This is a genomic window from Flavobacterium sp. P1_E4 (genome assembly GCF_056405915.1).
In genome coordinates this window covers 214,506-236,322 of sequence record NZ_JBFUBE010000004.1, presented here as the reverse complement: position 1 = coordinate 236,322, position 21,817 = coordinate 214,506, and the positions used below count along the sequence as shown (strand labels likewise).

Here is a 21,817-nt window from a genome sequence, read left to right as displayed (position 1 = left end):
TCCTTAATGTTTTACAACAAAAACTCTTACTTAATTTAAGTAAGAGTTTTTGTTTTTTATATTTATTGCATTACTTATGATTGATTATATAATTGTTGGATCTGGTTTAGCGGGTATTTCTTTTGCGGAGACAGCCTTGTTGAACAATAAAACTGTTGTAGTTTTTAATGATAATTCTCAAAATTCCTCTAAAATAGCAGGAGGGCTTTATAATCCGGTTATCTTAAAGCGCTTTAGTGAAGTTTGGCAAGCTCAAGAGCAATTACAATTAATGGATGGTTTTTACTCACGCCTTAATGATAAAATTGAATCAAAGGTCGATTTCAAAATTCCTATACTAAGAAAGTTTTTTTCTATCGAAGAACAAAATAATTGGTTTGCTGCTTCTGATAAACCTGCTTTGGCTCCTTTTTTGTCTACTTCTTTAATTTTTAAAACTTTTGAAGGTATTGATTCCCCTTTTGGTTATGGTGAAGTATTACAGACCGGATATGTTGATACTGCTTTGTTGGTTTCTGAATATCATGACTATTTGTTATCACACCAACTTTTGAGAACCGAAACTTTTGATTATGATGCTTTAATTGTTAAAGATGATAGAGTTTCTTATAAAGATATTGATGCAAAGCATATTGTGTTTGCAGAAGGATTTGGTCTAAACGCCAATCCTTTTTTTAATGAACTTCCTTTAGATGGTACAAAAGGAGAATTGTTCATTATTAAGGCACCGCATTTAAACCTGGATGTTATTGTAAATACCAGTGTTTTTATTTTGCCATTGGGTAATGACTTATTCAAAGTTGGGGCTACATATAATTGGAAAGATAAAACTAATTTACCCACTGAAGAAGGAAGAGCAGAATTAATTGATAGAATTAAAGAAATTATTTCATGTGATTTTGAAATAATTGAGCACTATGCAGGAGTTCGTCCGACAGTTAGAGACAGAAGACCATTAGTAGGATCTCATGCAGAATTTAAAAGAGTTCATATATTGAATGGATTGGGAACTCGTGGTGTAATGCTTGGTCCAGCAATGGCCAAAGCATTGTTTGATAATATCGAAAATGATATTTTGCTGGATAAGGAAATCGATATCAAAAGATTTACCAATAAACGTAAAGGAAAATCTTAATTAAATTTTTGTTGTAGGGTCATAAGAAACAAACATGTTGATGTAAATGTTTCTGGACCATCTTAGAACTATTGGAAACAATATAATTAATGAAGCAATAATTGAAATGAAGGAAGTTTGTATGCTTGTTTTGAATATAAGATATGATACGATAAAAGCTGCAATTCCAACGGCAACATTCAAACCATAGCTAACATACATAGCTCCATAAAAGAAGGAAGGTTCAATTTGGTATTTTAGTCCGCAATGGCTACAATGTTCATTCATTTTGAGTACTGAACCTAAATGTAAAGGATTTTTGTCCACATACATACTCTCATTCATGCATTTTGGACAAGTTCCTGTTAAAATGCTATATAGTTTGGATCCTTTTTTTAACATTTGCAAAAAATTTAATTTTTCTATTTTTAGAAAGACCAAATTTACTAATTCATAAAGGAATAAAATAATAATACATGCTTAATATACACAATTTATCGGTTTCGTTTGGTGGTTCTTATTTGTTTGAGGAAGTGACTTTTCGATTGGGTGCGGGTGATCGAGTTGGTCTTGTCGGAAAGAATGGTGCAGGGAAATCGACTATGCTTAAAATACTAGCAAAAGATTTTGCTCCAGACTCGGGAGTAATTTCTCAAGAGAAGGAGATTCGAATGGGTTTCTTGCGTCAGGATATTGATTTTGAAGTTGGAAGAACGGTTTTGGAAGAGGCCTATGAAGCTTTTACTGAAATTAAAATTGTTGAAAAAAAGTTAGCTGAAATTAATCACCTTTTGGTAACTCGTACCGATTATGAAAGTGAAGAATACAGTAAAATTATCGAAGACCTTTCTGATTATACTCACCGTTTTGAATTGTTGGGAGGATATAATTATGTTGGTGATACCGAAAAGATTCTTTTAGGATTAGGTTTCAAGCGTGAAGTTTTTGACAATCAAACTGAAACTTTTTCGGGAGGTTGGAGAATGCGTATCGAATTAGCTAAATTGTTATTGCAGTCAAATGACGTGTTGTTGCTGGATGAGCCTACGAATCACTTGGATATAGAAAGTATCATTTGGTTGGAAAGCTTTTTACGTAATTATCCTGGGGTTGTAGTTATTGTTTCGCATGATAAGATGTTTTTGGATAATGTAACCAATAGAACTATTGAAATATCTCTTGGTAAAGCTTATGATTTCAATAAGCCATATTCTCAGTATTTAGAATTGCGTCATGAAATTCGTGAAAAACAATTAGCGACCCAGAAAAATCAAGCAAAGAAAATTGAAGAAACTGAGAAGTTGATTGAAAAGTTTAGAGCCAAAGCTTCTAAAGCTTCGATGGCACAATCTTTAATCAAAAAGCTGGATAAAGTAGAACGAATTGAAGTTGATGAGGATGATAATTCGGTTATGAATATTTCTTTTCCTGTTTCTAAAGAGCCAGGTAGAGTAGTTATAGAAGCTGAAAATGTGACCAAAAGCTATGGTGATAAAACCATTCTTAAGGATATTAGCTTATTAGTGGAACGTGGTAGCAAGATTGCATTTGTTGGTCAAAATGGTCAAGGAAAATCGACATTCATTAAAGCGATAGTTGATGAATTTGAATACCAAGGTTCTATTAAATTAGGTCATAATGTACAGTTAGGTTATTTTGCCCAGAACCAAGCAGAATATCTTGATGGTGAAATTACCTTGTTGCAAACTATGGAAGATGCAGCGATGGATACGAATAGAATGAAAGTGCGCGATATGCTGGGTTCTTTCTTATTTCGTGGTGATGATGTTGAGAAAAAGGTAAAAGTGCTTTCTGGAGGTGAAAGAAACCGCCTAGCGCTATGTAAATTGTTGTTGCAACCTATTAATGTGTTGTTGATGGATGAGCCTACAAATCACTTGGATATAAAATCTAAGAACGTTTTGAAAGCTGCTTTGCAAAAATTTGGTGGAACTTTGCTGTTAGTTTCTCACGATAGAGATTTCTTGCAAGGAATGTCTAATATCGTTTACGAATTCAAAGATCAACGAATCAGAGAATATTTAGGAGATATTAATTATTTCTTGGAAGAACGCAATATGGAAAATATGCGCGAAGTGGAGAAAAAAGATGCTCTGAAAGCTACTGTTGCAAAAGAAAGCAACAAAGCTTCCTATGAAGATCAGAAAAAAGGCAAAGCTTTACAAAACAAGTTAAGTAAAGTAGAAAGCCAAATTAAGCAACTGGAAAAAGACATTCAGCATGATGATAAATTGTTGGCTTCCAATTATGATAAACATATTGAAGACGCTTCCTTTTTTATAGCTTATAACAAAAAGAAAGCAGAGTTAGATAAATTGCTTCTAGATTGGGAAGTTGTTCAGGAAGAAATAGATAATTTGTAAAAAAAGAGAAGCTCCATTTTGGAGCTTTTTTTATAGGTAATCCTGATTTAAATAACTTCAATATTTTTTGAATGCTCAATGGCTTCTTCGCTGTTTTTAAAATAKCAAATTTCAACATTCAATTCCTTCAAATTGTTTAGCACTTCTATTACTTTTTCTGACTTAGAACTTCCAGTTTGTCTGATATAAACAGCTTTTACATTTACGGGGAAAATTTTACAGATATTTTCATATAAATAGGGGTCCTCTTGTGAATCATCGCCTAATAGAACGTATTTTAGATTTGGATAAAATTCCAGAATATGTTTTATTTTTTCAAATTTATGGTTGTGACCTCCTCTGCCAGTGAAAACAAAATCTTTCAAACTAGTTTTGATGTCTTTTAGCAATAAAACCGCTCTGGGTAATTGATGAATCTCAGTAAAGCGGATTATAAAAGTATATAAATTCCATTCACTGCTTGACACATAAAAAAAAGCATTCTGTTCGTTTTTATTATTTCTGCCTGCGGAGCTTAAGGCTTGATAATGAGAAACGACGTTTCGGTAAATTTTTCTGCTGTTTACATTTCTAAACAATAAAACATACAGTTTTTTTAAAGGATTTGATGTGTACGAAATTAAAAAAGTATCATCAATGTCTGATATAATTCCGAGACTGCCTTGGGTGGGGCGAATATAACTTCCTTTTTCGACTATGCTTTCATTATTGTGAATGATGCTTACTTCATAATCAATCCAGCCAAAACCAACAGTTAAGTCTACAGGGATGCAAAATTTAAAATAACCATCATCTAATGTTTTAGTATGTATAGTTGAATTTTTATACTTTAAATAAACATCTGTATTTGCTTTTGTTTTTGTTCGAAATAAATTAATTATAGCTGCCGCATTTTTAAAATTATTCTTTTTATAATCATAATCTCTGACTTTGTTGGAATTAAAGACATGCCCCATAACGATGAGTTCCTGTTCATTGGCATATCCCCGATATAATTTTAAAAAAGGCTTCATTTGATATGATTAGTTTCGTTTTCTTTCTAAATTTATTGTTTTTAATTAACATACTAACCCAAATTATGAAAAAGAGTATTATTATGGTAGTTAATCCGATATCGGGTGATGTTGATAAAACTCAATTTGTTGATGCGGCCAGTATTTATACTGAAAAAGAAAATTTGGAACTCATTTTATATGAGACTTCAGGCGAGGGTGATTTAGTTAGAATAACTGAATTATATAAAAAGTACCAACCCGAAAGAATTTTAGTTGCAGGTGGTGATGGAACAATAAAAATGGTTGCAGAGGCCATAGAAAACCATGATGTAATTCTTGGAATTTTGCCAGCGGGTTCCGCAAATGGATTGTCAGTTGATTTGAATTTACCGTTAACGCTTGAAGAAAATCTACAGATTGCTTTTTATGGTAATTATATTGAGATGGACATGATTGCTATCAATGGAAAAAAAAGTTTGCATCTGAGTGATATTGGACTAAATGCCGATCTCGTTAAAAATTATGAAAATAGTGAAACGCGTGGCATGTGGGGATATGCCCTACAAGCGTATACTACTTTGATAGATTTGCAAGATCCTTTTGAAGCAACAATCACCGCCAATAATCAAACTATTACATGTGTGGCCAGAATGATTGTTATTGCCAATTCTCAAAAGTATGGAACGGGAGTAATAATTAATCCAGACGGAGTAATGAACGATGGCAAATTTGAATTAGTTATTTTAAAAAATTTGGACTTGTTTGTTTTTGGACAAATTATCACTGGCAATATGTCAATTGAATCAGATGATATTGAAATAATCTCGACAGACAAAGCCACCATAAAAACGAATATTCCCGTAAACTTTCAAATTGATGGTGAATATTGTGGGGCCGAAAGTAATTTGGAAATTTCTATTTTGCACAAACAATTAAAGGTTGCTGTTGCATGATTTTTTGAATTATTTAAAAGGATTTCTTTCCTGCCATATAATTTCGGGTTCCAATTTTGGAAATATTTTAGGAACATGTTTGTTGATGCTTGAATTACTGTGTTCCATAAAACCGAACATTTCCATTGGCTTTGCCCCAACAGAACTTTTAATTTCCAAAGCCGTTCTTGAAAAAATAATTTCTTTGTAGCCTTTATTTATAGAATATGCAATCATATCATAAAGCATATTTAAATACAGCATTTTTTCTCTTTGAACAGTATCGTCATAGCCCAAAAAATAAGTGTCTATTGTGTTGCCATTTTTAATTAATGTGTTGAAACCAATAAGTTTACCGTCCAAAAAATAACCATAGAATAAGAAATTGTCTTTTAACGTTTCCTTGAAAATTCTAAAATGATTCTTGGTTAGAAAAAATGTATTGAAAGGTGCATTTTGGGCAACATGGTGGTATAAGTCATAAATAGTTTCTTCATACCTAATAATGTCTTCCAGGTGTAATTTTCTTTTTTCAATTCCTTCTGCTTTTTTTCGCGCTCTTTTGTATTGGTCACGATACTTTTTGATCAAGGAATCGATGTAATCCTGCTCAGAATGCCATTCATCTCGGATGGCAAAGGTCATGTTGGGCTGAATACAGTATTTATAGTTTTTTTTAAAGACATCCGACTTGAAGTTTTCTACATCTTTTAGAGTATAATCTTTAAACGTGGTGATATGCACTTTTTTGCCCATCGATTTCAACTTCAATTTCAAATCTTCAGTTGCTTTTTTTAAGGCTTTAATACCTTCAATTGAAGATAAAGAATCCGAAAAAACAAATGAGTTTTGTCCTGTGAGCATGTTATTACCTATGAGCAAAACATGTGAAGCAAAATTTTTCAAGATAAATTTTCGAACAGAAGCCTTAACGCATCGATCTCTATCGCCAAAAGATTCCAATTTATTTAAATCCAAAAATTGGGAGATTGCTATACCTACTAAATTTTGGTCCTTAAAAAGACCAATATAATGACAAATCATATTGCTGGGAGCCGACTTTTCAAGAATTTCAAAATACTCTTTGGACAAAAAAATATTTTTAGAACCTAGATCATTCCAGTTTTCTGGAAGTTGGGCATTGGTCTCGTAAATTTTATATGAAAGTGTTGTTTTCAAATTGAGTAAGTATATTTTTTCAAATTTAACCAATTTATATGGAATTGTTATTAAGTTTCTAAGTTGGATTTGGAGCAGAAACATTTCGCACTTTTTTCGGCATTGTCCCGCTATTCGTTACAATCTCCCGAAAAAAAACCGGGAGGATTTTCACTTCACACGAGCGAAGCGAACTGGCGAAGCAATCGGGGCTAAAGGGAAACATTTTGCTAGTTTGGTATTATCTAAAAAAAGAAAAACATAAATAAGCGAACTATGTTTTGAATTTTATGAATTCTGTAATTATTCTTTTTCAAAATCTTAGAAACTTGATACTTTGAATCTCAGCATCTTTCCCTAACTTTATGCAAAAGAAACGATTATGCAAACATATACAGAAGAATCAGCAAGCCCCTTTTTGGAGAATTTAAAAGAATGGCATTTTAAGGAAAATGCGATAGAAAAGGATTTTAAATTTAAGAATTTCACACAGGCACTTGGTTTTATAGTGCAGGTTGGTGTATTGGCCGAAAGGATGAATCATCATCCAGAACTTTTTAATGTATATAATAAAGTGAATATCCGCTTGAATACACACGATTCGGGAGGGGTGACAACCAAAGATTTTGAATTGGCCACTCAAATTGAAGGTTTGTTCTAATAAAAAAAGCCTTATTTCTACACAATATAGAAATAAGGCTTAATTATTTTTGGCATTGGTTTACATCCACCCACAAACCAAAGATCCTATAATAGTCAAGGTGACAATCCAATACCCAGCATGGATAAAAATATATTTCCAAGATTTTCTTTCGAATAAACCGTTAATACCAATTATTGGAAAGGCAAATAATAAGCCAGATATAAATCCGTGTAAAGCGCCATGTTTGAATGTTCTAAAGGCAGTCCCATAATCTGCCATAAAAGCTTTGAAAGAAGGAAGTGCTTCATTAATTTTCATTCCACCACCAACCATTCCTATCGCTCCTGATTGATGGATTGTTAATGACATTTCGGTTATGACAATAAAAAGAGAGAAAATATAGGTTAGCCCAAAAATCTTTAGCATATTTCCTTTTTGCAGTTCCTCTTGGGTGAGGCCAGTTTCTTTCATCCAAATGCTACCGAATACTTTTGGGTTGTACCAAACAAATCCAACTACTAATGTTGCTAATGCACTTACAAAAATTGCTATCCAATTCATTTCCATAATTTAAGGTTTTAAGGTTATACATCAAATGTAATTAATTTTTTGTTATGTATTTGAAGTCGTCTAAATTCAAATTAAGTAATATAAATAGTATATAAATAACAATAATGTGTATTTAATCGATTATTTTAGCATTTAATGGAATTTTGGCATTACTTTTGTTTTGTTAAACGTAAAAATAAAGGATTATGAAAAGTATCGTTACATTATTTCTTACAGTTGTTTTTTCGATTTCATTATTGGCAAACGTTCCTAATTCTGAGAAAAATATTTTGATAAAATTGAATCAAAGTACAAATGGTAGCCAATGGAAAGTAAAATGGGATTTGAATGCCCCAGTTTCGACTTGGCATGGTGTTAAAATTCAAAATGATAAAGTAGTTGGAATTGATCTTTCCAATAATAACCTGGTCGGTACATTGCCTACAGAAATTACAGATTTTAAAAATTTGGAAGAATTGAATCTGTTTAAAAACCAAATTTCGGGAACAATCCCTGAAAAGATTGGGAAACTGAAAAACTTAAAAGTATTAAATCTTTCTTTTAATAAGTTGTCTGGATCAATACCAAACTCCATTTGTGAAATTCCGCATTTAAATACACTGATGATTTTCATGAATCAGCTTTCAGGGGAATTACCTAATCACATTGGGGATTTAAAAGAATTACAAGTTGTGTCTTTATTTAATAATGAATTATCGGGTCCGCTTCCGGCTTCATTATATGAACTAAAGAATCTAAAAGAATTGGTCTTAAGCAGTAATAAATTTTCGGGGCAAATTAGCTGGAGCGTAGAAAATTTAAAAGCACTTGAAAATTTGAGTTTGTTTGATAATAAAATGAATGGACACATCCCGTACACCATAGCAAAATTAGATAATTTGCAAAGTGTTAATTTATCTTATAATTCTTTTTCTGGTGCGGTGTCCCAAGCTTTAGCTCAAAAAGAGGGTTTTAATCTTACTATGATTAATGAATCTGGTGTTGCATTTCAATTGGAAGTTTCAAATAATGCAAAAGGAGTTTTAGCAGCGGATGAATAAGTTATAAGTTAATATAAATAGAGTTTGTTAGTTAGTTAGTAATATTGATTTTTCATGGTTGCCAAAGCGCAGTAATTTAGTTTCTAAATTATTGCGCTTTTTTTTTGGGATACAACTTAATTGATACAATTTTTTCTTCCAAATTTGAATTTTGCCAAGCTTAGGTTTTATTTTAGGGTATTAAAAAAATGCATTTTACTACACCTACTAATATTTTTTTCAGCATAATCAATTTTTTAATAAAATATAATTTATTGATTTATAGAGTTTTGTGTGTTTGTTTAATGATGATTAACATTTTTTTAGTAAATAGTTGTATTTTTTTTTGGTGGTTAATAATTTTAACTTACTTTTGTCTATAGAAATAGTAGAGTTTAAAAAAACGATATTAACACTAAAACTAAAATTGTGAAGACAATCAAAAACATCCCTTTTTTGATCATGCAAGGATCTATCTCATTCGACACTCTTCGTCGAATGTGTTGTTGCTGTTAGAGTCTTCGATTTATTCCATTTTACATTTTTACAATGTTCAATTTCAAAATAATTTATTCAATTCGATATAAATTATTTAGACTCTTTGATCTATGGATTTTTTTAAAATAATACCCAATTCAAATACTAATACTAATCAAAAAGAAATAAAATGAAAAAACGAATGTGTTGTAGATAAAAAAAAAGCCATTTCTGCGGCAACAGAAATGGCAGGCTTAAAAAAATGTTATCGTTAGTCGGAAAATGAAAATTGATTGAAATCAGTTTTCAAACTCCTTATTTATTAAACCAAAACAAAGTAATGAAAAAAATATTATATAATCTTTTATGGATTGGCATTTTTCTGGTTTCATTCGGAATTTATGCCCAAAATACTAAACCGCTTATCCAGTCGAAACTAGACGGAACTGTAGTCAATAAAATCACAAATTTGCCTGTTGCAGGAGCTACCGTGACTATTAAAGGAACCACGCACGCAGTGTTAACAGATTCGGAAGGTAAATTTTATTTTCAAACGGGTCAAAAATTTCCTTATACCTTAGTTGTAACTTATATAGGCTATAAAAAAACGGAATACATTGCTGATGGAAGCCCTGTTACCATCAATTTGGAAGAAGACGTTCAAGAGCTCAGTGGGTTAGTAGTTGTAGGTTATGGTACTCAAAAGAGAAAAGACATCACTGGAGCCATAGCCTCTGTTCCCAAAGCAAATTTAAATCAAGTTACTTCTTCTGCAGATAATTTATTGAGGGGAGCCGTACCTGGGGTAGTAGTTACTCAAAGTTCAGGGAGACCTGGCGCCACTTCTAGTGTTCGTATTAGAGGAGGTAACTCAATTACGGCTGGTAACGAACCTCTTTATGTTGTGGATGGAGTATTGATTTACAATGACAATAATAATGGTACTGCAGGAGTGAGTAATGCAGGTGCGGGAGTCAATGTACTTTCTACGATTAATCCAGCCGATATTGAGTCCATTGAGGTATTGAAAGATGCATCCGCAACCGCAATCTACGGATCTCGTGGTGCGAATGGAGTAGTTCTTATCACAACCAAAAAAGGAACCAAAGGTTTGGATACCATCTCGTATCAGGGATATTTTGGAGTTCAATCCGTATCCAAAAAACTAGATTTACTAAATGCTTCGGAATGGGCAAGTTTGCGAAATGACGTTCAGGCGAGTATAGGCCAGGCTCCGTCATTTTCACAAGCACAAATTGAAGCCCTTAAAACTTCAGGAGGGTATGATTGGCAATCTGCTGCATTTAGAACCGCCCCAATTCAGAGTCATCAATTAACATTTTCAGGAGGGGATGATCGCTCCAGATATGCTGTTTCTGCAGGTTATTTTGACCAGGATGGAGTTGTGATTGGAACCGATTTCAAACGAATTTCTCTTCGTGCCAATTACGAGAGAAACTATTCACAAAAATTTAAATTTGGTGTGAATGTCAATTATTCCAATTCAATATCAAATGGTATAGGAACTAATGGTGGTTCAGCCGCAGGTAGACAGCCTAATCCATTAGTTGTTGCCTTGTACACACCGCCTGTTGTTCCGATTAAAAATGCCGATGGTTCTTATAATCTTACAGATAACCCTTATTCGACTGCGGTTAATGGAATTATAGGTAATCCTATTAATGATTTGGAAAACACAGTGAACGAAACCATTATTAATAGAACATTGGCTAGTTTATTTGGCGAATATAAAGTAAACAAAGAAATTACGGCTAAAGTCGCCGTTAGTGGAGATGTCATTAATACCAAACAAAATTACTATGCTCCATCTACAACAACAACAGGAGCAGGAACCAAAGGATTAGCTTCAGTTGGGGACAGATTGGTAAGTTCAGTATTGAATGAAAACACTTTGAATTACAATACTCACTTTGGAGAAAAGAACAAGTTTTCTGCTTTGGCAGGATATACGCTTCAGTATACCCAAGGAGAGGTGGTTAATGCAGGTGCAAATAAATTTGTAAATGATGCCAATACCTACAACGCTTTACAGGATGGTGTTGCGGTAAAGCCATATAGTGAAGCATTTGAAAGTGTATTGAAATCTTGGCTGGCCAGAGTGAATTATTCTTATGATGGGCGATACAACCTTACCGTATCTGCTCGTGCAGATGGTTCTTCAAGATTTGGTTCTGAATCGCTTTGGGGTTATTTTCCATCAGCAGGTTTTTCTTGGAACATTACCGAAGAAGATTTTGCAAAAGACCTTAAAGTTATAAACGACGCAAAACTTAGATTTAGCGTAGGAACTACAGGGAATCAAGAAATTGGAAATTATCTTTCTTTAGCACAAATAGGTTCAGTTAATTATGCTTTTGGAGGTACAATACAAACAGGATTGGCACCAACACGTTTGGCAAATCCAGATTTAAGATGGGAAAAAACTTCGCAATATAATGTTGGTTTGGACTTATCGCTTTTGGATAGAAAAATCAATTTTGTTTTTGATGCCTATTATAAGAAAACAAACGATTTGCTTATAAATGTCCCTGTTCCGTTGACTTCGGGTTATTCTACTGTTCTTCAAAACATTGGTGGAGTTGAAAATAAAGGTATTGAAATTGGATTGATTACCGAAAACATAAAAACCGAAAATTTTTCTTGGAACTCAAACTTTGTGTTTTCAGCCAATAGAAACGAAGTAGTCGAAATTGGAAATGGTGTCGATCAATTCTTTCCAGTGGTTCCAAATGGTTCTTTGCTGCAACAACAGCCTGTTACGGTAAAAGTGGGATTGCCTTTGGGAACTTTTTGGGGATACAAAACCAATGGGATCTTTCAAACGCAGGAAGAAATCAATACACAACCAAAAATAAACAGTCTTGCCAATACAAAAGTTGGGGACAGAAAATATGTGGATACCAATGGAGATGGCGTGATTACCGCTCTTGATAAAGGGGATCTTGGAAGTTCGCAACCAAAATTTGTTGGAAGTTTCAGCAACACTGTTGCTTATAAAAACTTCGATTTACAATTTTCTTTCCAAGGAGCTTACGGAGGCAAAGTATTTAACGCGCTGAATCAGCAATTGGAAATCTCTACTCTTGGAACCAATGCTGCCGCTACTTTATTGGATCGTTGGACTCCTACGAATCCAAGCAATGAAATTCCAAGAGCTTCAAGTTCTCCGCTGGGAATTGTTTCGGAACGCTATGTGGAAGATGCCTCTTTCTTGAGATTAAAGCTTATCACATTAGGATTTACATTTCCTAAGAGTGTTTCTTCAAAATTAGGAACCCAAAGCATTAAGTTTTATTTATCTGCTGAAAACTTGGTTACCTGGACGAAATACACAGGCTATGATCCAGAGGTAAGCTCCTATGAACAAAATAATTTATATCCCGGAATTGACTTTGGTGCTTATCCAAATTCTAGAACATTCATTTCGGGCGTGAACGTAACTTTTTAAGTAAAAAAATATTAGACGATGAAAAAGATAATAACATTCCTATTAAGTGTCACTATACTAGTATCGTGCACGGAGCTGGAGGTAACACCAGACTCCTTTATAACCGAAGAAAATTTCTTCAAAACACAAGATGATGCCGTTGCGAGTGTAACAGCAGTTTATGCCTCATTGAGCATTGATCCAGGTGAGCAAAGCCTATTTGGTAGAAATCTTTATTTCTTGACCGATATGGCATCAGATTATGCTGCCGCTGGTGTTTCTGCTACGAATCCCCAAGTAAGAGCTTTGAGTAGTTTGACTCACGACGCAACTTCAGATCGTGTTCAAGTGGCTTGGCGTCAAATTTATAACGGAATCAACAGAGCCAATATAGCTATTGACAATATTCCTAAAGTAAATGGTACGGAGGTTGTTAAAACTAGATTGATTAATGAAGCAAAATTCATCAGAGCGTTACTGTACTTTCAGGCAGTTCGTCTTTGGGGAGGAGTTCCAATCGTTTTACACGAGGCAACTTCCATTAATGTGGAGAGTCTAAAGTCAAAAAGAGAGACTGTAGATGCCGTTTATGCACAAATTATTTCGGACTTGACAGATGCAGAAAGTTTGCCTAAAACTTATGCCGCCAATGAAGCTGGGCGTGCGACTTCGGGAGCAGCAAAAGCGATTTTGGCCAAAGTATATTTGACTAGAAAAGATTGGCCAAACGCTATTCTTAAATCGAATGAAGTCATTAATGGTGGTTATGGATACGCGCTTTTCGAAAATTTCGCTGATATATTCAATAAAGCGAAAAAGAATGGGAAAGAACATATTTTTTCTGTTCAGTTCGAACCAAATCAAGCTGGGAATGGTTCTAGCGGAAGTACTTTTCAAGCGACTTCTTTTACAGGATTTACGGCCACTGAACCGGCAGATATTATCTCGGATGTTGCCTTGTTTTATGACATCTACGCAGAAGGAGATACAAGAAGAGATGCCAGTTATGTAAAACAATTGCCTAATCCTGCAACAGGAACGCTTTTTACTTTTCCTAAACCGATTTTCAAAAAATATCTGGACCTTACAAACATAGCGACACCTTCCAATGTGGCGATTAATTTCCCAGTGATTCGCTATGCAGATATCCTTTTGTCTTTAGCGGAAGCGACCAATGAACAAAGTGGACCAACAGCTGAGGCACTAGAAGCCGTGAATCAAGTAAGAAGAAGAGCTTTTGGAAAAGCAATTTCGACTCCTGATGCAACAGTGGATTTGGTAGGACTTACAAATGTGCAACTAAGAGATGCTATTCGTGAGGAGCGCAAAAAAGAATTTGTACAGGAAGGGCAAAGATGGTATGATTTAGTGCGTTGGGGAATTTTGGTTAGCGAAGTGAAAAAAGTAACTGCCAAAAACTCTGTTTCCGAAAGAAACAATTTGTATCCAATTCCTCAAAGTGAACGAAATATTGACCCAGTAGGGTTACCACAAAATCCAGGCTATTAATTACTAAATTATAAAAACAATGAAAAATATTAAAATCAGTTCAAAATTTAAAAGCCCTCAAAAAGGGCTACTAGTTACTGCTTTGCTTGTTGCACAATTTGGCTTTGCCCAAAATAAACCGGATGCAAACTATAAAGGCGTTATCGGTAAAACATTGGCGGAGTCCAAAGAATATTGGCCAGAGCCTGTAAAAGCGCCAGCTGGTGCGCCAAATGTAGTGTGGATTTTACTGGACGACGTAGGATTCGGAGCTTCAAGCGCTTTTGGAGGTTTAATTCAAACACCAACTTTTGATGCTTTGGCAAATAATGGGCTTCGATACACTAATTTTCATACCACGGCAATTTGTGCTCCAACTCGTGCGGCATTATTGACAGGTAGAAATTCAGGAAGAGTTCACGTTAGTGGCTTTTCACACACTATTCTATCGGCAGGTTTCCCAGGTTGGGATGGAAGAATTCCATCGGATAAAGGAACGATTGCCGAGATTTTAAGGGAGAACGGTTATAACACTTTTGCAGTGGGTAAATATGGAGTGACTCCTGATGAGGATGCTACAGATGCAGGACCATTTGACAGATGGCCAACAGGAAAAGGATTCGATCATTTTTATGGATTTTTAGGATCACAAACGGATCAGTACAATCCTGACTTAGTGGAAGATCAAGTACACGTAAAACCTGATGGTCGCCATTTAAACGAATTAATTACCGATAAGGCTATTAGTTATATTCAAAAACAACAAAAAGCGGCACCAGGAAAGCCTTTCTTTTTGTACTATGCGCCAGGAGCTGCTCATGCACCACATCAAGTGGAAGCTTCTTGGAGTGATGCCTATAAAGGAAAATTTGATGAGGGTTGGGACGTTTATCGTGAAAAAGTATTGGCTAATCAAAAGAAATTGGGTGTAATCCCTGCCAATGCAATATTGCCGGAACGCAATCCTATTATTGGTGATTGGAAAAAACTGACTCCAGACCAAAAGAAAGTGTATGCCAGATTCATGGAAGTCTATGCAGGTTACCTTACCTATACGGATCACGAAATTGGAAGAGTGGTTAATTATTTGAAGGAAAGTAATCAATTGGATAATACCTTGATTTTTGTTGCCATTGGAGACAATGGAGCTAGTAAAGAGGGTACTCAAGTAGGAACAATTAGCCAGAATCTATTTGCTCAAGGAGTATCTGAGGAACAAAATCTTCAGAGCAATTTAGCTAATATAGGAGAAATTGGAACTGCAAAAGGACTCAATACAAACTACCCATTAGGATGGGCACAAGCCACCAATGCACCTTTTAAAAATTGGAAGCAAGATGCACAGTCAGAAGGAGGAACACGTAATCCTTTGATTATTTTTTATCCAAAAGGGATTAAGGAAAAAGGAGGAATTAGAAACCAATACAGTCACGTAACGGATATTCTTCCTACTACATTGGAAATTGCAGGAATTAAAGCCCCTGAAAAAATTAAGGAAATTAAGCAAGACATTATTCAGGGTTCGTCTTTATATGCTTCGTTGAATGATGCCAAAGCCGAATCATTACACAAAGTGCAGTACTATTATATTTTTGGCAACAGAGCCATATACAAAGATGGTTGGAAAGCGGGCGCAGCACATGCAAATCCTTTTACCTCACCAAATACTGCCGGTAAAAATCAAGCACCAGCACCAAGCAATTTTGATAATGATGTTTGGGAATTATACAACCTAAACGAAGATTTTAACGAGCGTGTGAATTTGGCAAGTAAGTACCCTGAAAAATTAGAGGAACTTAAAAAATTGTTTGATGAGCAAGCCAAAGAAAACAATGTCTACCCGTTAATTGATTGGCAGGATGTGTTAGGCAGAAAAATCCATAACCCAACTGGTGACAAAAATCAAAATCTTCAGGAGTTGATTCATAAAGCAACGCAATCAGGCACCACCAATTAATATTTAATCTGGAATTCAGGTCTTTTTATTAGAACTTAAAAAGGCCTGATTCTTAAAATTAATGAAAAAGAAATGAAAAATTTTATATACAATAGTGTAATTAAAGACCAGAAAAAAAGTATTCTGATTGCTACTTTGCTTGTTGCACAATTTGGCTTTGCCCAAAACCAGCCAGACCCAAACTACAAAGGGGTTATTGGAAAAACATTGGCAGAATCGAAGGAATATTGGCGTGAACCGGTAACTCCCCCAAAGGGTTCTCCAAATGTGGTTTGGATTGTTTTGGATGATGTAGGATATGGGGCTTCCAGTGCTTTTGGCGGTTTGATAGAAACTCCGGTATTAGAGAGTTTGGCCAATAATGGATTGCGTTATACCAATTTTCACACCACGGCTATTTGTGCGCCTACACGTTCTGCTTTGTTGACAGGAAGCAATTCTCATAAGGTTCATGTTGGAGGATTTTCGCATACTATAATGTCTGCGGGTTTTCCGGGATGGGATGGAAGATTACCTGCAAAAAACGGAACGATTGCAGAGATTTTGCGTGACAAAGGGTACAATACTTTTGGCGTGGGTAAATATGGTGTAACTCCAGATGAAGATGCAACAGATGCCGGCCCTTTTGACAGATGGCCAACCGGAAAAGGATTCGAACATTTCTTTGGATTCTTGGGTTCAGCAACAGATCAGTACAAACCAGATTTGATAGAAGACCAAGCACACGTTACTCCAGATGGAAGACACCTTAGCGAGCAAATTACAGACAAGGCGATCAGCTATATTACTAAACAGCAAAAAGCGGCTCCGGGTAAACCATTCTTTTTGTATTATTCCCCGGCTGCAGTTCACGCACCGCATCAGGTAGCTGCAAAATGGAGTGATGCCTATAAAGGAAAATTTGACGATGGTTGGGATGCATACCGTGAAAAAACACTTGCCAATCAAAAGAAATTAGGAGTTGTTCCTGCCAATGCTGTATTGCCTGAACGTAATTCACTTATTGCAGACTGGAAAAAATTAACGCCAGACCAAAAGAAAGTTTATTCAAAATTTATGGAAGTCTATGCTGGATATCTGACTTATACCGATTACGAAATTGGAAGATTAGTTAATTATTTGAAAGAATCCAATCAATTGGAGAATACTGTTGTTTTTGTTCTAATAGGTGATAACGGAGCCAGTAAAGAAGGAACGCTGCAAGGAGCTGTCAACAGACAAACCTATGTAGTTGGAGAAACAGAAGAGCAGGTATTTCAAAATAATTTAAACCGAATTGGTGAAATTGGGACACCTCAAACGTATGCCAATTATCCTTTGGGTTGGGCACAAGCGACTAACACTCCATTTAAATCTTGGAAACAAGATGCCAATTCTGAAGGAGGAACCCACAATCCTTTGATTGTTTATTATCCAAAAGGAATTAAAGAAAAAGGGGGAATCAGAAACCAATACAGCCACGTAATTGATATTTTGCCAACAACTCTTGATATTCTTGGAGTAAAAGCACCAGAGTCTATAAAAGGAATTAAGCAGGATACCATCCAAGGATATTCATTTTACAATTCTTTGAATGATGCCAAAGTAGTATCGGATCACAAAATTCAGCACTATTACATTTTTGGGGCCAGATCCATTTATAATGATGGTTGGAAAGCTGCCGCAGCACATCACCCAAATTCAATTGAAGTGAAAGAGGCATTGGCAGACAAATCTAAAGCGAATGTTTTGAATGCTGATTTTGACAAAGATGTTTGGGAATTGTACAACATCAATGAAGATTTCAATGAAAGAAAAGATTTGGCCAAGAAATATCCAGAAAAAGTTGCCGAGTTAAAAAAACTGTTTGATGAGCAGGCCAAGAAAAACAACTTGTATCCATTAATAGATTGGTCGGATGTTTATCAAAGAAGAATACATAAAACACCAGCTACGGAAGGACAATCTGCCCAGGAATTATTGAGCAAAGCAAATAAGTAAAAACTATTTCAGAGCTGTTAAGTTTGAAGTTGACAGCTCTGATATTTAAATGAGGAGAGCAATGTTTGCTACTAATATTTTAAAATGATAATTAAATTATATAAAGAACAATTTAATTGTTCTTTAAAACAATTAAATGTTTTTAAATATTAATTAAATTTTTCTAAAGAACAATTTAATTGTTTTAAATATTAATTAAATGTTTTTAAAGAACAATTAAATGTTTCTAAATAATATTTAATTGTTTAAAAAAAATAATAATTAAATAGTTTTAAATAATAATAAATATTCACATATGAAACTGATAGATTTTATAACCATTGGAAAAAAGATTGTCGTTGGGGCGATTGTCTTTTTCGTACCGTTAGTCATTTTGGCTGGAGGCTTAGCATTAGTTAATCAACTTTTAAAATAAGAAATCATGGCATTAGATCAAAAATTAAAAAGAAAACTAACAAGAGATTTAAGTATAAGTCTTTTGATTTACAGTTTGCCGGTATTGGCAATATTCCTTTATTTTAAATTAAGCAATGGTGATGTGAGTCAGTCGCATCTTGTATTGCCTTCATTTTTAGAATTCGCAAAACCTGCATTCGAAAACATTCGAACTTGGGGATTAATCGTTTTTATGCTTGTTTTAGGAGCAGTTGAATTTGCCGCAGGTTTATATGATGACCAATGGACTGGGACGGAACGAAAAATTGACATCATTTGTTTTTTGGCACCAAAACTGCTTTTGCCACCTGTGGTTGCATTTTTTAGTTTAACCGCTTTACCATATTTAATTCCAAATTTGGCAAATGCCCTTTCTTGGGTTCCGTTTTGGGGAGGTTTTTTCTTAATTGCAATTGCCGATGATTTAACGCAGTATTGGTACCATCGCTTGCATCATCAAGTGCCATTTTTATGGCGTTTTCATAGAACACACCACTCAGCTCCTTATATGGGAATGGCGATGGCTTCAAGACAAAATTTTATTTATACAGTTCTTTTTTCCCAAATTTATTTGACGGCTACGTTGACTTATTTAGGGTTGGGATTACCGGCTTTGTTTGTTTTGGTTGTAAAAAGTTTTATCACTTTGGGTGCACATTCTAGTATTGCTTGGGACAAACCATTTTACAAATACAGAATATTGCATCCAATTGCCTGGGTTTTGGAACGATTAATTTCGACTCCGGCTACGCATCATGCGCACCATGCAGATACAAGCGGTGATGGAGTAGGGCACTTTAAAGGTAATTTTGGAAATATGTTTTTCCTATGGGATGTAATTTTTGGGACAGGTTTAATTACACGTAAATTCCCTAAATCATATGGAACGAAATCATACAAAAGTGAAGAGTGGTATGCACAATTTCTTTGGCCAATATTCAAATCCAAAAAAGAAGGAAGTCCTTTAGCAGATGGTGTGCTTGCACTGCCAATTTCTCAAAAGCAGGAAACTGTTTCAACAAATCAAAACATATACGAGCCAGTTCAATCTTAATGATTATGAAAAAAAATAAAATATTCAAAAACAGTATTACTGCAATTGTCCTGTTCGTTGCTTTGGGTGCTTTCGCGCAAAATCAAAATACATTTACGTTGCAGTTAGCTTCTTTTTCGACAAAAATTAAGGAGCAGACAAAACCTCAGATAATTGATGCCAGAAGCCCTGAAGAGTTTACAATAAACCATATCGAAGGTGCGGTTAATTTTAATTTGGAAACGGCGGATTATACTAAATATGTGGCTCAATTAGACAAGTCAAAACCGGTGTTCATCTATTCGATTGGGGCAGGAAGAAGCGGACAATTAGCCAAAGAATTATTGAAAAACGGTTTCTCGGAAGTACATGATTTAGAAGGTGGGATTGCTGCTTGGATAGGTGGAGGGAAACCTTTTTATTCCAATTCAAAAAGTAAATTGTCGTTGGCAGAATACCAAAAGATTATTTCTGATAACAATACGGTTTTAGTTGACATTGGATCTAGATATTGTGGTGCTTGCAAAAAAGTAAAGCCAGTTTTGGAAACCATCAGAACTGAATATGGAGCCAATTTAAAAATTGTAGAAATTGACTTAGAAGAAAGTCCACAGGTCATAGCCGATTTAAAAACGGTAAAGGTTTTTCCAACTTTGATTTTATATAAAAACGGAAAAATCATTTTCAAAAAAGAGGGCTTGGGAGAATTGAAAAAAGATGTTGACTTGGCTTTGGCCCAATAATAATAGTAAGATAAAAAATCATCAGTTGCTCCCGAAAGTGGCAGAGAGTGGAATTAAATTAAGTTTTTTGGTTATTTTGACCGAATGAAGATTTGAGCATTATCAAATAGCTAAAGTGAATCACATGATGAGCAATAAATGTGATTTCTTTAAATGATTGTGAAAAGCTGTTGGAAATTCGGAAGAAAGTTTTAGGTAGGTTTGGGCTTAGTTTTAATTGCATTGCACTTTCGGGGAGACGGATGATGAATAATAAAAATATGAAATGAGCATGAGTATAATTTGGTCGCTAGCACCAATTAAGATATGCGAATTACATATGACAGATAAAAAAATAAATATCTACATATGAAAATACATAGTTTAATAGCTGGATTTGTTTTGTCTGGCTTAAGTTCAGTTTTTGCGCAAGAGAGTAAAGCGGTTGCTGTTGTTGCCACAAAAGAGTGTCAAGCTTTTTGCAAGGCAAACACTTCCAAAAAAGCATTGTTGTTACAATCCATTAAGAATAATTCCAAGGGGAACGCTGTTGCTACTTCAACCAATGGTATGGTTTGGGTCGCGGCAGGGAATTTCAATATGGGAACTAATGATTATCCAGATGCAAAGCCTATTCATGAAGTAAGTGTCAAAGGATATTGGATTGATGAAAATGAAGTGACTAATGCCCAATTTGCGGCTTTTGTACGAGCAACAAATTATGTGACAATAGCAGAAAGGCCACTGAATCCAGCTGATTATCCAGGTGTGCCACTTGATAAATTGGTACCGGGTTCTGCGGTATTTTTGCCTCCTGCTGGCAAAGTACCTTTGGATAATATACAACAATGGTGGCAATATGTGCCGGGAGCCGATTGGAAACATCCTTCAGGACCTGAAAGCAATATCGAGGGATTGGAAAATTATCCTGTGGTTCAAATTAGTTATGTTGATGCGAAGGCTTATGCAGAATGGGCGGGAAAACGACTTCCAACCGAAGCAGAATGGGAGTTTGCTGCTAGGGCTGGAAGAACACCAACAAAATATTATTGGGGAAAAGATCTTAAACCAAATGGGAAATGGGTTGCGAATATTTTTCAAGGGAGTTTCCCAAATAATAATACAGCCGAAGATGGTTTTGTGGGTGCCGCACCTGTAGAATCTTTTTCAAAAAATCCTTTTGGAATATATGATTTGGAAGGAAATGTTTGGGAATGGTGTAGTGATTTATACCGTGACGATTATTATAAAAATAGCTCTGCCAATAATCCCAAAGGGCCCTCGACCAGCAATGATCCCGAAGAGCCTGGAGTAGAAAAACACGTGCAGCGTGGAGGTTCTTTTTTATGCAGCGATCAATATTGTATTCGGTATGTTGCGGGAAGCCGAGGAAAAGGAGAAACGACCAGTGCTTGTAATCACTTGGGATTTCGATGTGTTAAGGATAAATAATAAAGTTCAA

Annotated in this window: 16 protein-coding genes; 12 read left to right on the top strand and 4 right to left on the bottom strand. The window is 35.0% G+C overall.

Translation table 11 applies throughout. The features are described from left to right. Positions 1 to 76: 76 nt before the first annotated feature. Complete coding sequence (locus AC1DY0_RS06315) at positions 77 to 1,135, top strand: NAD(P)/FAD-dependent oxidoreductase (protein WP_477187790.1); 1,059 nt, start codon at positions 77 to 79, stop codon at positions 1,133 to 1,135. On the opposite strand, the gene AC1DY0_RS06310 is transcribed toward AC1DY0_RS06315, so the two are convergent. Then, positions 1,136 to 1,516: a DUF983 domain-containing protein gene (locus AC1DY0_RS06310; RefSeq protein WP_477187789.1), complete on the bottom strand. Its 381-nt coding sequence runs from the start codon at positions 1,514 to 1,516 to the stop codon at positions 1,136 to 1,138. Positions 1,517 to 1,590: 74 nt separating this feature from the next. Here AC1DY0_RS06310 and abc-f point away from each other — a divergent pair, with 74 nt between their 5' ends. Then, complete coding sequence (gene abc-f / locus AC1DY0_RS06305) at positions 1,591 to 3,498, top strand: ribosomal protection-like ABC-F family protein (RefSeq protein ID WP_477187788.1); 1,908 nt, start codon at positions 1,591 to 1,593, stop codon at positions 3,496 to 3,498. Positions 3,499 to 3,545: 47 nt separating this feature from the next. On the opposite strand, the gene AC1DY0_RS06300 is transcribed toward abc-f, so the two are convergent. After that, entirely contained in the window at positions 3,546 to 4,511 is a 966-nt protein-coding gene (locus AC1DY0_RS06300; protein ID WP_477187787.1) for an App1 family protein, read from the bottom strand. A 65-nt stretch (positions 4,512 to 4,576) separates the two neighbouring features. Between AC1DY0_RS06300 and AC1DY0_RS06295 the strand changes: the two genes are divergently transcribed. Continuing rightward, positions 4,577 to 5,446 (top strand): diacylglycerol/lipid kinase family protein, encoded by an 870-nt coding sequence (locus AC1DY0_RS06295; RefSeq protein ID WP_477187786.1) that lies wholly within the window; start codon positions 4,577 to 4,579, stop codon positions 5,444 to 5,446. 9 nt (positions 5,447 to 5,455) lie between these two features. Here the strand turns inward: AC1DY0_RS06295 and AC1DY0_RS06290 are convergent, their stop codons facing one another. Beyond that, entirely contained in the window at positions 5,456 to 6,604 is a 1,149-nt protein-coding gene (locus AC1DY0_RS06290) for a GNAT family N-acetyltransferase (RefSeq protein ID WP_477187785.1), read from the bottom strand. Positions 6,605 to 6,965: 361 nt separating this feature from the next. Here AC1DY0_RS06290 and AC1DY0_RS06285 point away from each other — a divergent pair, with 361 nt between their 5' ends. Continuing rightward, on the top strand, positions 6,966 to 7,244 hold the full coding sequence (locus tag AC1DY0_RS06285) for a 4a-hydroxytetrahydrobiopterin dehydratase (protein ID WP_477187784.1): 279 nt from the start codon (positions 6,966 to 6,968) through the stop codon (positions 7,242 to 7,244). Between the two features lie 60 nt (positions 7,245 to 7,304). Here the strand turns inward: AC1DY0_RS06285 and AC1DY0_RS06280 are convergent, their stop codons facing one another. After that, a complete protein-coding gene (locus AC1DY0_RS06280; protein ID WP_477187783.1) occupies positions 7,305 to 7,793 on the bottom strand; it encodes a DUF1761 domain-containing protein in 489 nt (162 codons plus the stop codon). Positions 7,794 to 7,981: 188 nt separating this feature from the next. Between AC1DY0_RS06280 and AC1DY0_RS06275 the strand changes: the two genes are divergently transcribed. The 8 genes from AC1DY0_RS06275 to AC1DY0_RS06240 all read left to right on the top strand — a co-directional run bounded on the left by AC1DY0_RS06275 (position 7,982) and on the right by AC1DY0_RS06240 (position 21,807). Next, positions 7,982 to 8,836 carry a leucine-rich repeat domain-containing protein gene (locus tag AC1DY0_RS06275; RefSeq protein ID WP_477187782.1) on the top strand — a complete coding sequence of 285 codons (855 nt, stop codon included), beginning with the start codon at positions 7,982 to 7,984 and terminating at the stop codon, positions 8,834 to 8,836. Positions 8,837 to 9,632: 796 nt separating this feature from the next. Then, positions 9,633 to 12,761 (top strand): SusC/RagA family TonB-linked outer membrane protein, encoded by a 3,129-nt coding sequence (locus AC1DY0_RS06270; protein WP_477187781.1) that lies wholly within the window; start codon positions 9,633 to 9,635, stop codon positions 12,759 to 12,761. A gap of 18 nt (positions 12,762 to 12,779) precedes the next feature. Then, positions 12,780 to 14,249 carry a RagB/SusD family nutrient uptake outer membrane protein gene (locus tag AC1DY0_RS06265; RefSeq protein ID WP_477187780.1) on the top strand — a complete coding sequence of 490 codons (1,470 nt, stop codon included), beginning with the start codon at positions 12,780 to 12,782 and terminating at the stop codon, positions 14,247 to 14,249. A gap of 19 nt (positions 14,250 to 14,268) precedes the next feature. Next, positions 14,269 to 16,185, top strand: coding sequence for an arylsulfatase (locus tag AC1DY0_RS06260; RefSeq protein WP_477187779.1), 1,917 nt, complete (start codon positions 14,269 to 14,271; stop codon positions 16,183 to 16,185). Between the two features lie 72 nt (positions 16,186 to 16,257). Next, a complete protein-coding gene (locus tag AC1DY0_RS06255; protein ID WP_477187778.1) occupies positions 16,258 to 18,165 on the top strand; it encodes an arylsulfatase in 1,908 nt (635 codons plus the stop codon). A gap of 421 nt (positions 18,166 to 18,586) precedes the next feature. Continuing rightward, positions 18,587 to 19,654 (top strand): sterol desaturase family protein, encoded by a 1,068-nt coding sequence (locus AC1DY0_RS06250; protein WP_477187777.1) that lies wholly within the window; start codon positions 18,587 to 18,589, stop codon positions 19,652 to 19,654. 5 nt (positions 19,655 to 19,659) lie between these two features. Then, positions 19,660 to 20,376 (top strand): thioredoxin domain-containing protein, encoded by a 717-nt coding sequence (locus AC1DY0_RS06245; protein WP_477187776.1) that lies wholly within the window; start codon positions 19,660 to 19,662, stop codon positions 20,374 to 20,376. Positions 20,377 to 20,724: 348 nt separating this feature from the next. Then, a complete protein-coding gene (locus AC1DY0_RS06240) occupies positions 20,725 to 21,807 on the top strand; it encodes a formylglycine-generating enzyme family protein (protein ID WP_477187775.1) in 1,083 nt (360 codons plus the stop codon). Positions 21,808 to 21,817 lie beyond the last annotated feature (10 nt).

Bases quoted from the DNA above. Each gene is read 5' to 3' on its own strand.
- AC1DY0_RS06315 (WP_477187790.1), top strand. From the start codon at position 77: ATGATTGATTATATAATTGTTGGATCTGGTTTAGCGGGTATTTCTTTT.
- AC1DY0_RS06310 (WP_477187789.1), bottom strand. From the start codon at position 1,516: ATGTTAAAAAAAGGATCCAAACTATATAGCATTTTAACAGGAACTTGT.
- abc-f (WP_477187788.1), top strand. From the start codon at position 1,591: ATGCTTAATATACACAATTTATCGGTTTCGTTTGGTGGTTCTTATTTG.
- AC1DY0_RS06295 (WP_477187786.1), top strand. From the start codon at position 4,577: ATGAAAAAGAGTATTATTATGGTAGTTAATCCGATATCGGGTGATGTT.
- AC1DY0_RS06285 (WP_477187784.1), top strand. From the start codon at position 6,966: ATGCAAACATATACAGAAGAATCAGCAAGCCCCTTTTTGGAGAATTTA.
- AC1DY0_RS06280 (WP_477187783.1), bottom strand. From the start codon at position 7,793: ATGGAAATGAATTGGATAGCAATTTTTGTAAGTGCATTAGCAACATTA.
- AC1DY0_RS06275 (WP_477187782.1), top strand. From the start codon at position 7,982: ATGAAAAGTATCGTTACATTATTTCTTACAGTTGTTTTTTCGATTTCA.
- AC1DY0_RS06270 (WP_477187781.1), top strand. From the start codon at position 9,633: ATGAAAAAAATATTATATAATCTTTTATGGATTGGCATTTTTCTGGTT.
- AC1DY0_RS06265 (WP_477187780.1), top strand. From the start codon at position 12,780: ATGAAAAAGATAATAACATTCCTATTAAGTGTCACTATACTAGTATCG.
- AC1DY0_RS06260 (WP_477187779.1), top strand. From the start codon at position 14,269: ATGAAAAATATTAAAATCAGTTCAAAATTTAAAAGCCCTCAAAAAGGG.
- AC1DY0_RS06255 (WP_477187778.1), top strand. From the start codon at position 16,258: ATGAAAAATTTTATATACAATAGTGTAATTAAAGACCAGAAAAAAAGT.
- AC1DY0_RS06250 (WP_477187777.1), top strand. From the start codon at position 18,587: ATGGCATTAGATCAAAAATTAAAAAGAAAACTAACAAGAGATTTAAGT.
- AC1DY0_RS06245 (WP_477187776.1), top strand. From the start codon at position 19,660: ATGAAAAAAAATAAAATATTCAAAAACAGTATTACTGCAATTGTCCTG.
- AC1DY0_RS06240 (WP_477187775.1), top strand. From the start codon at position 20,725: ATGAAAATACATAGTTTAATAGCTGGATTTGTTTTGTCTGGCTTAAGT.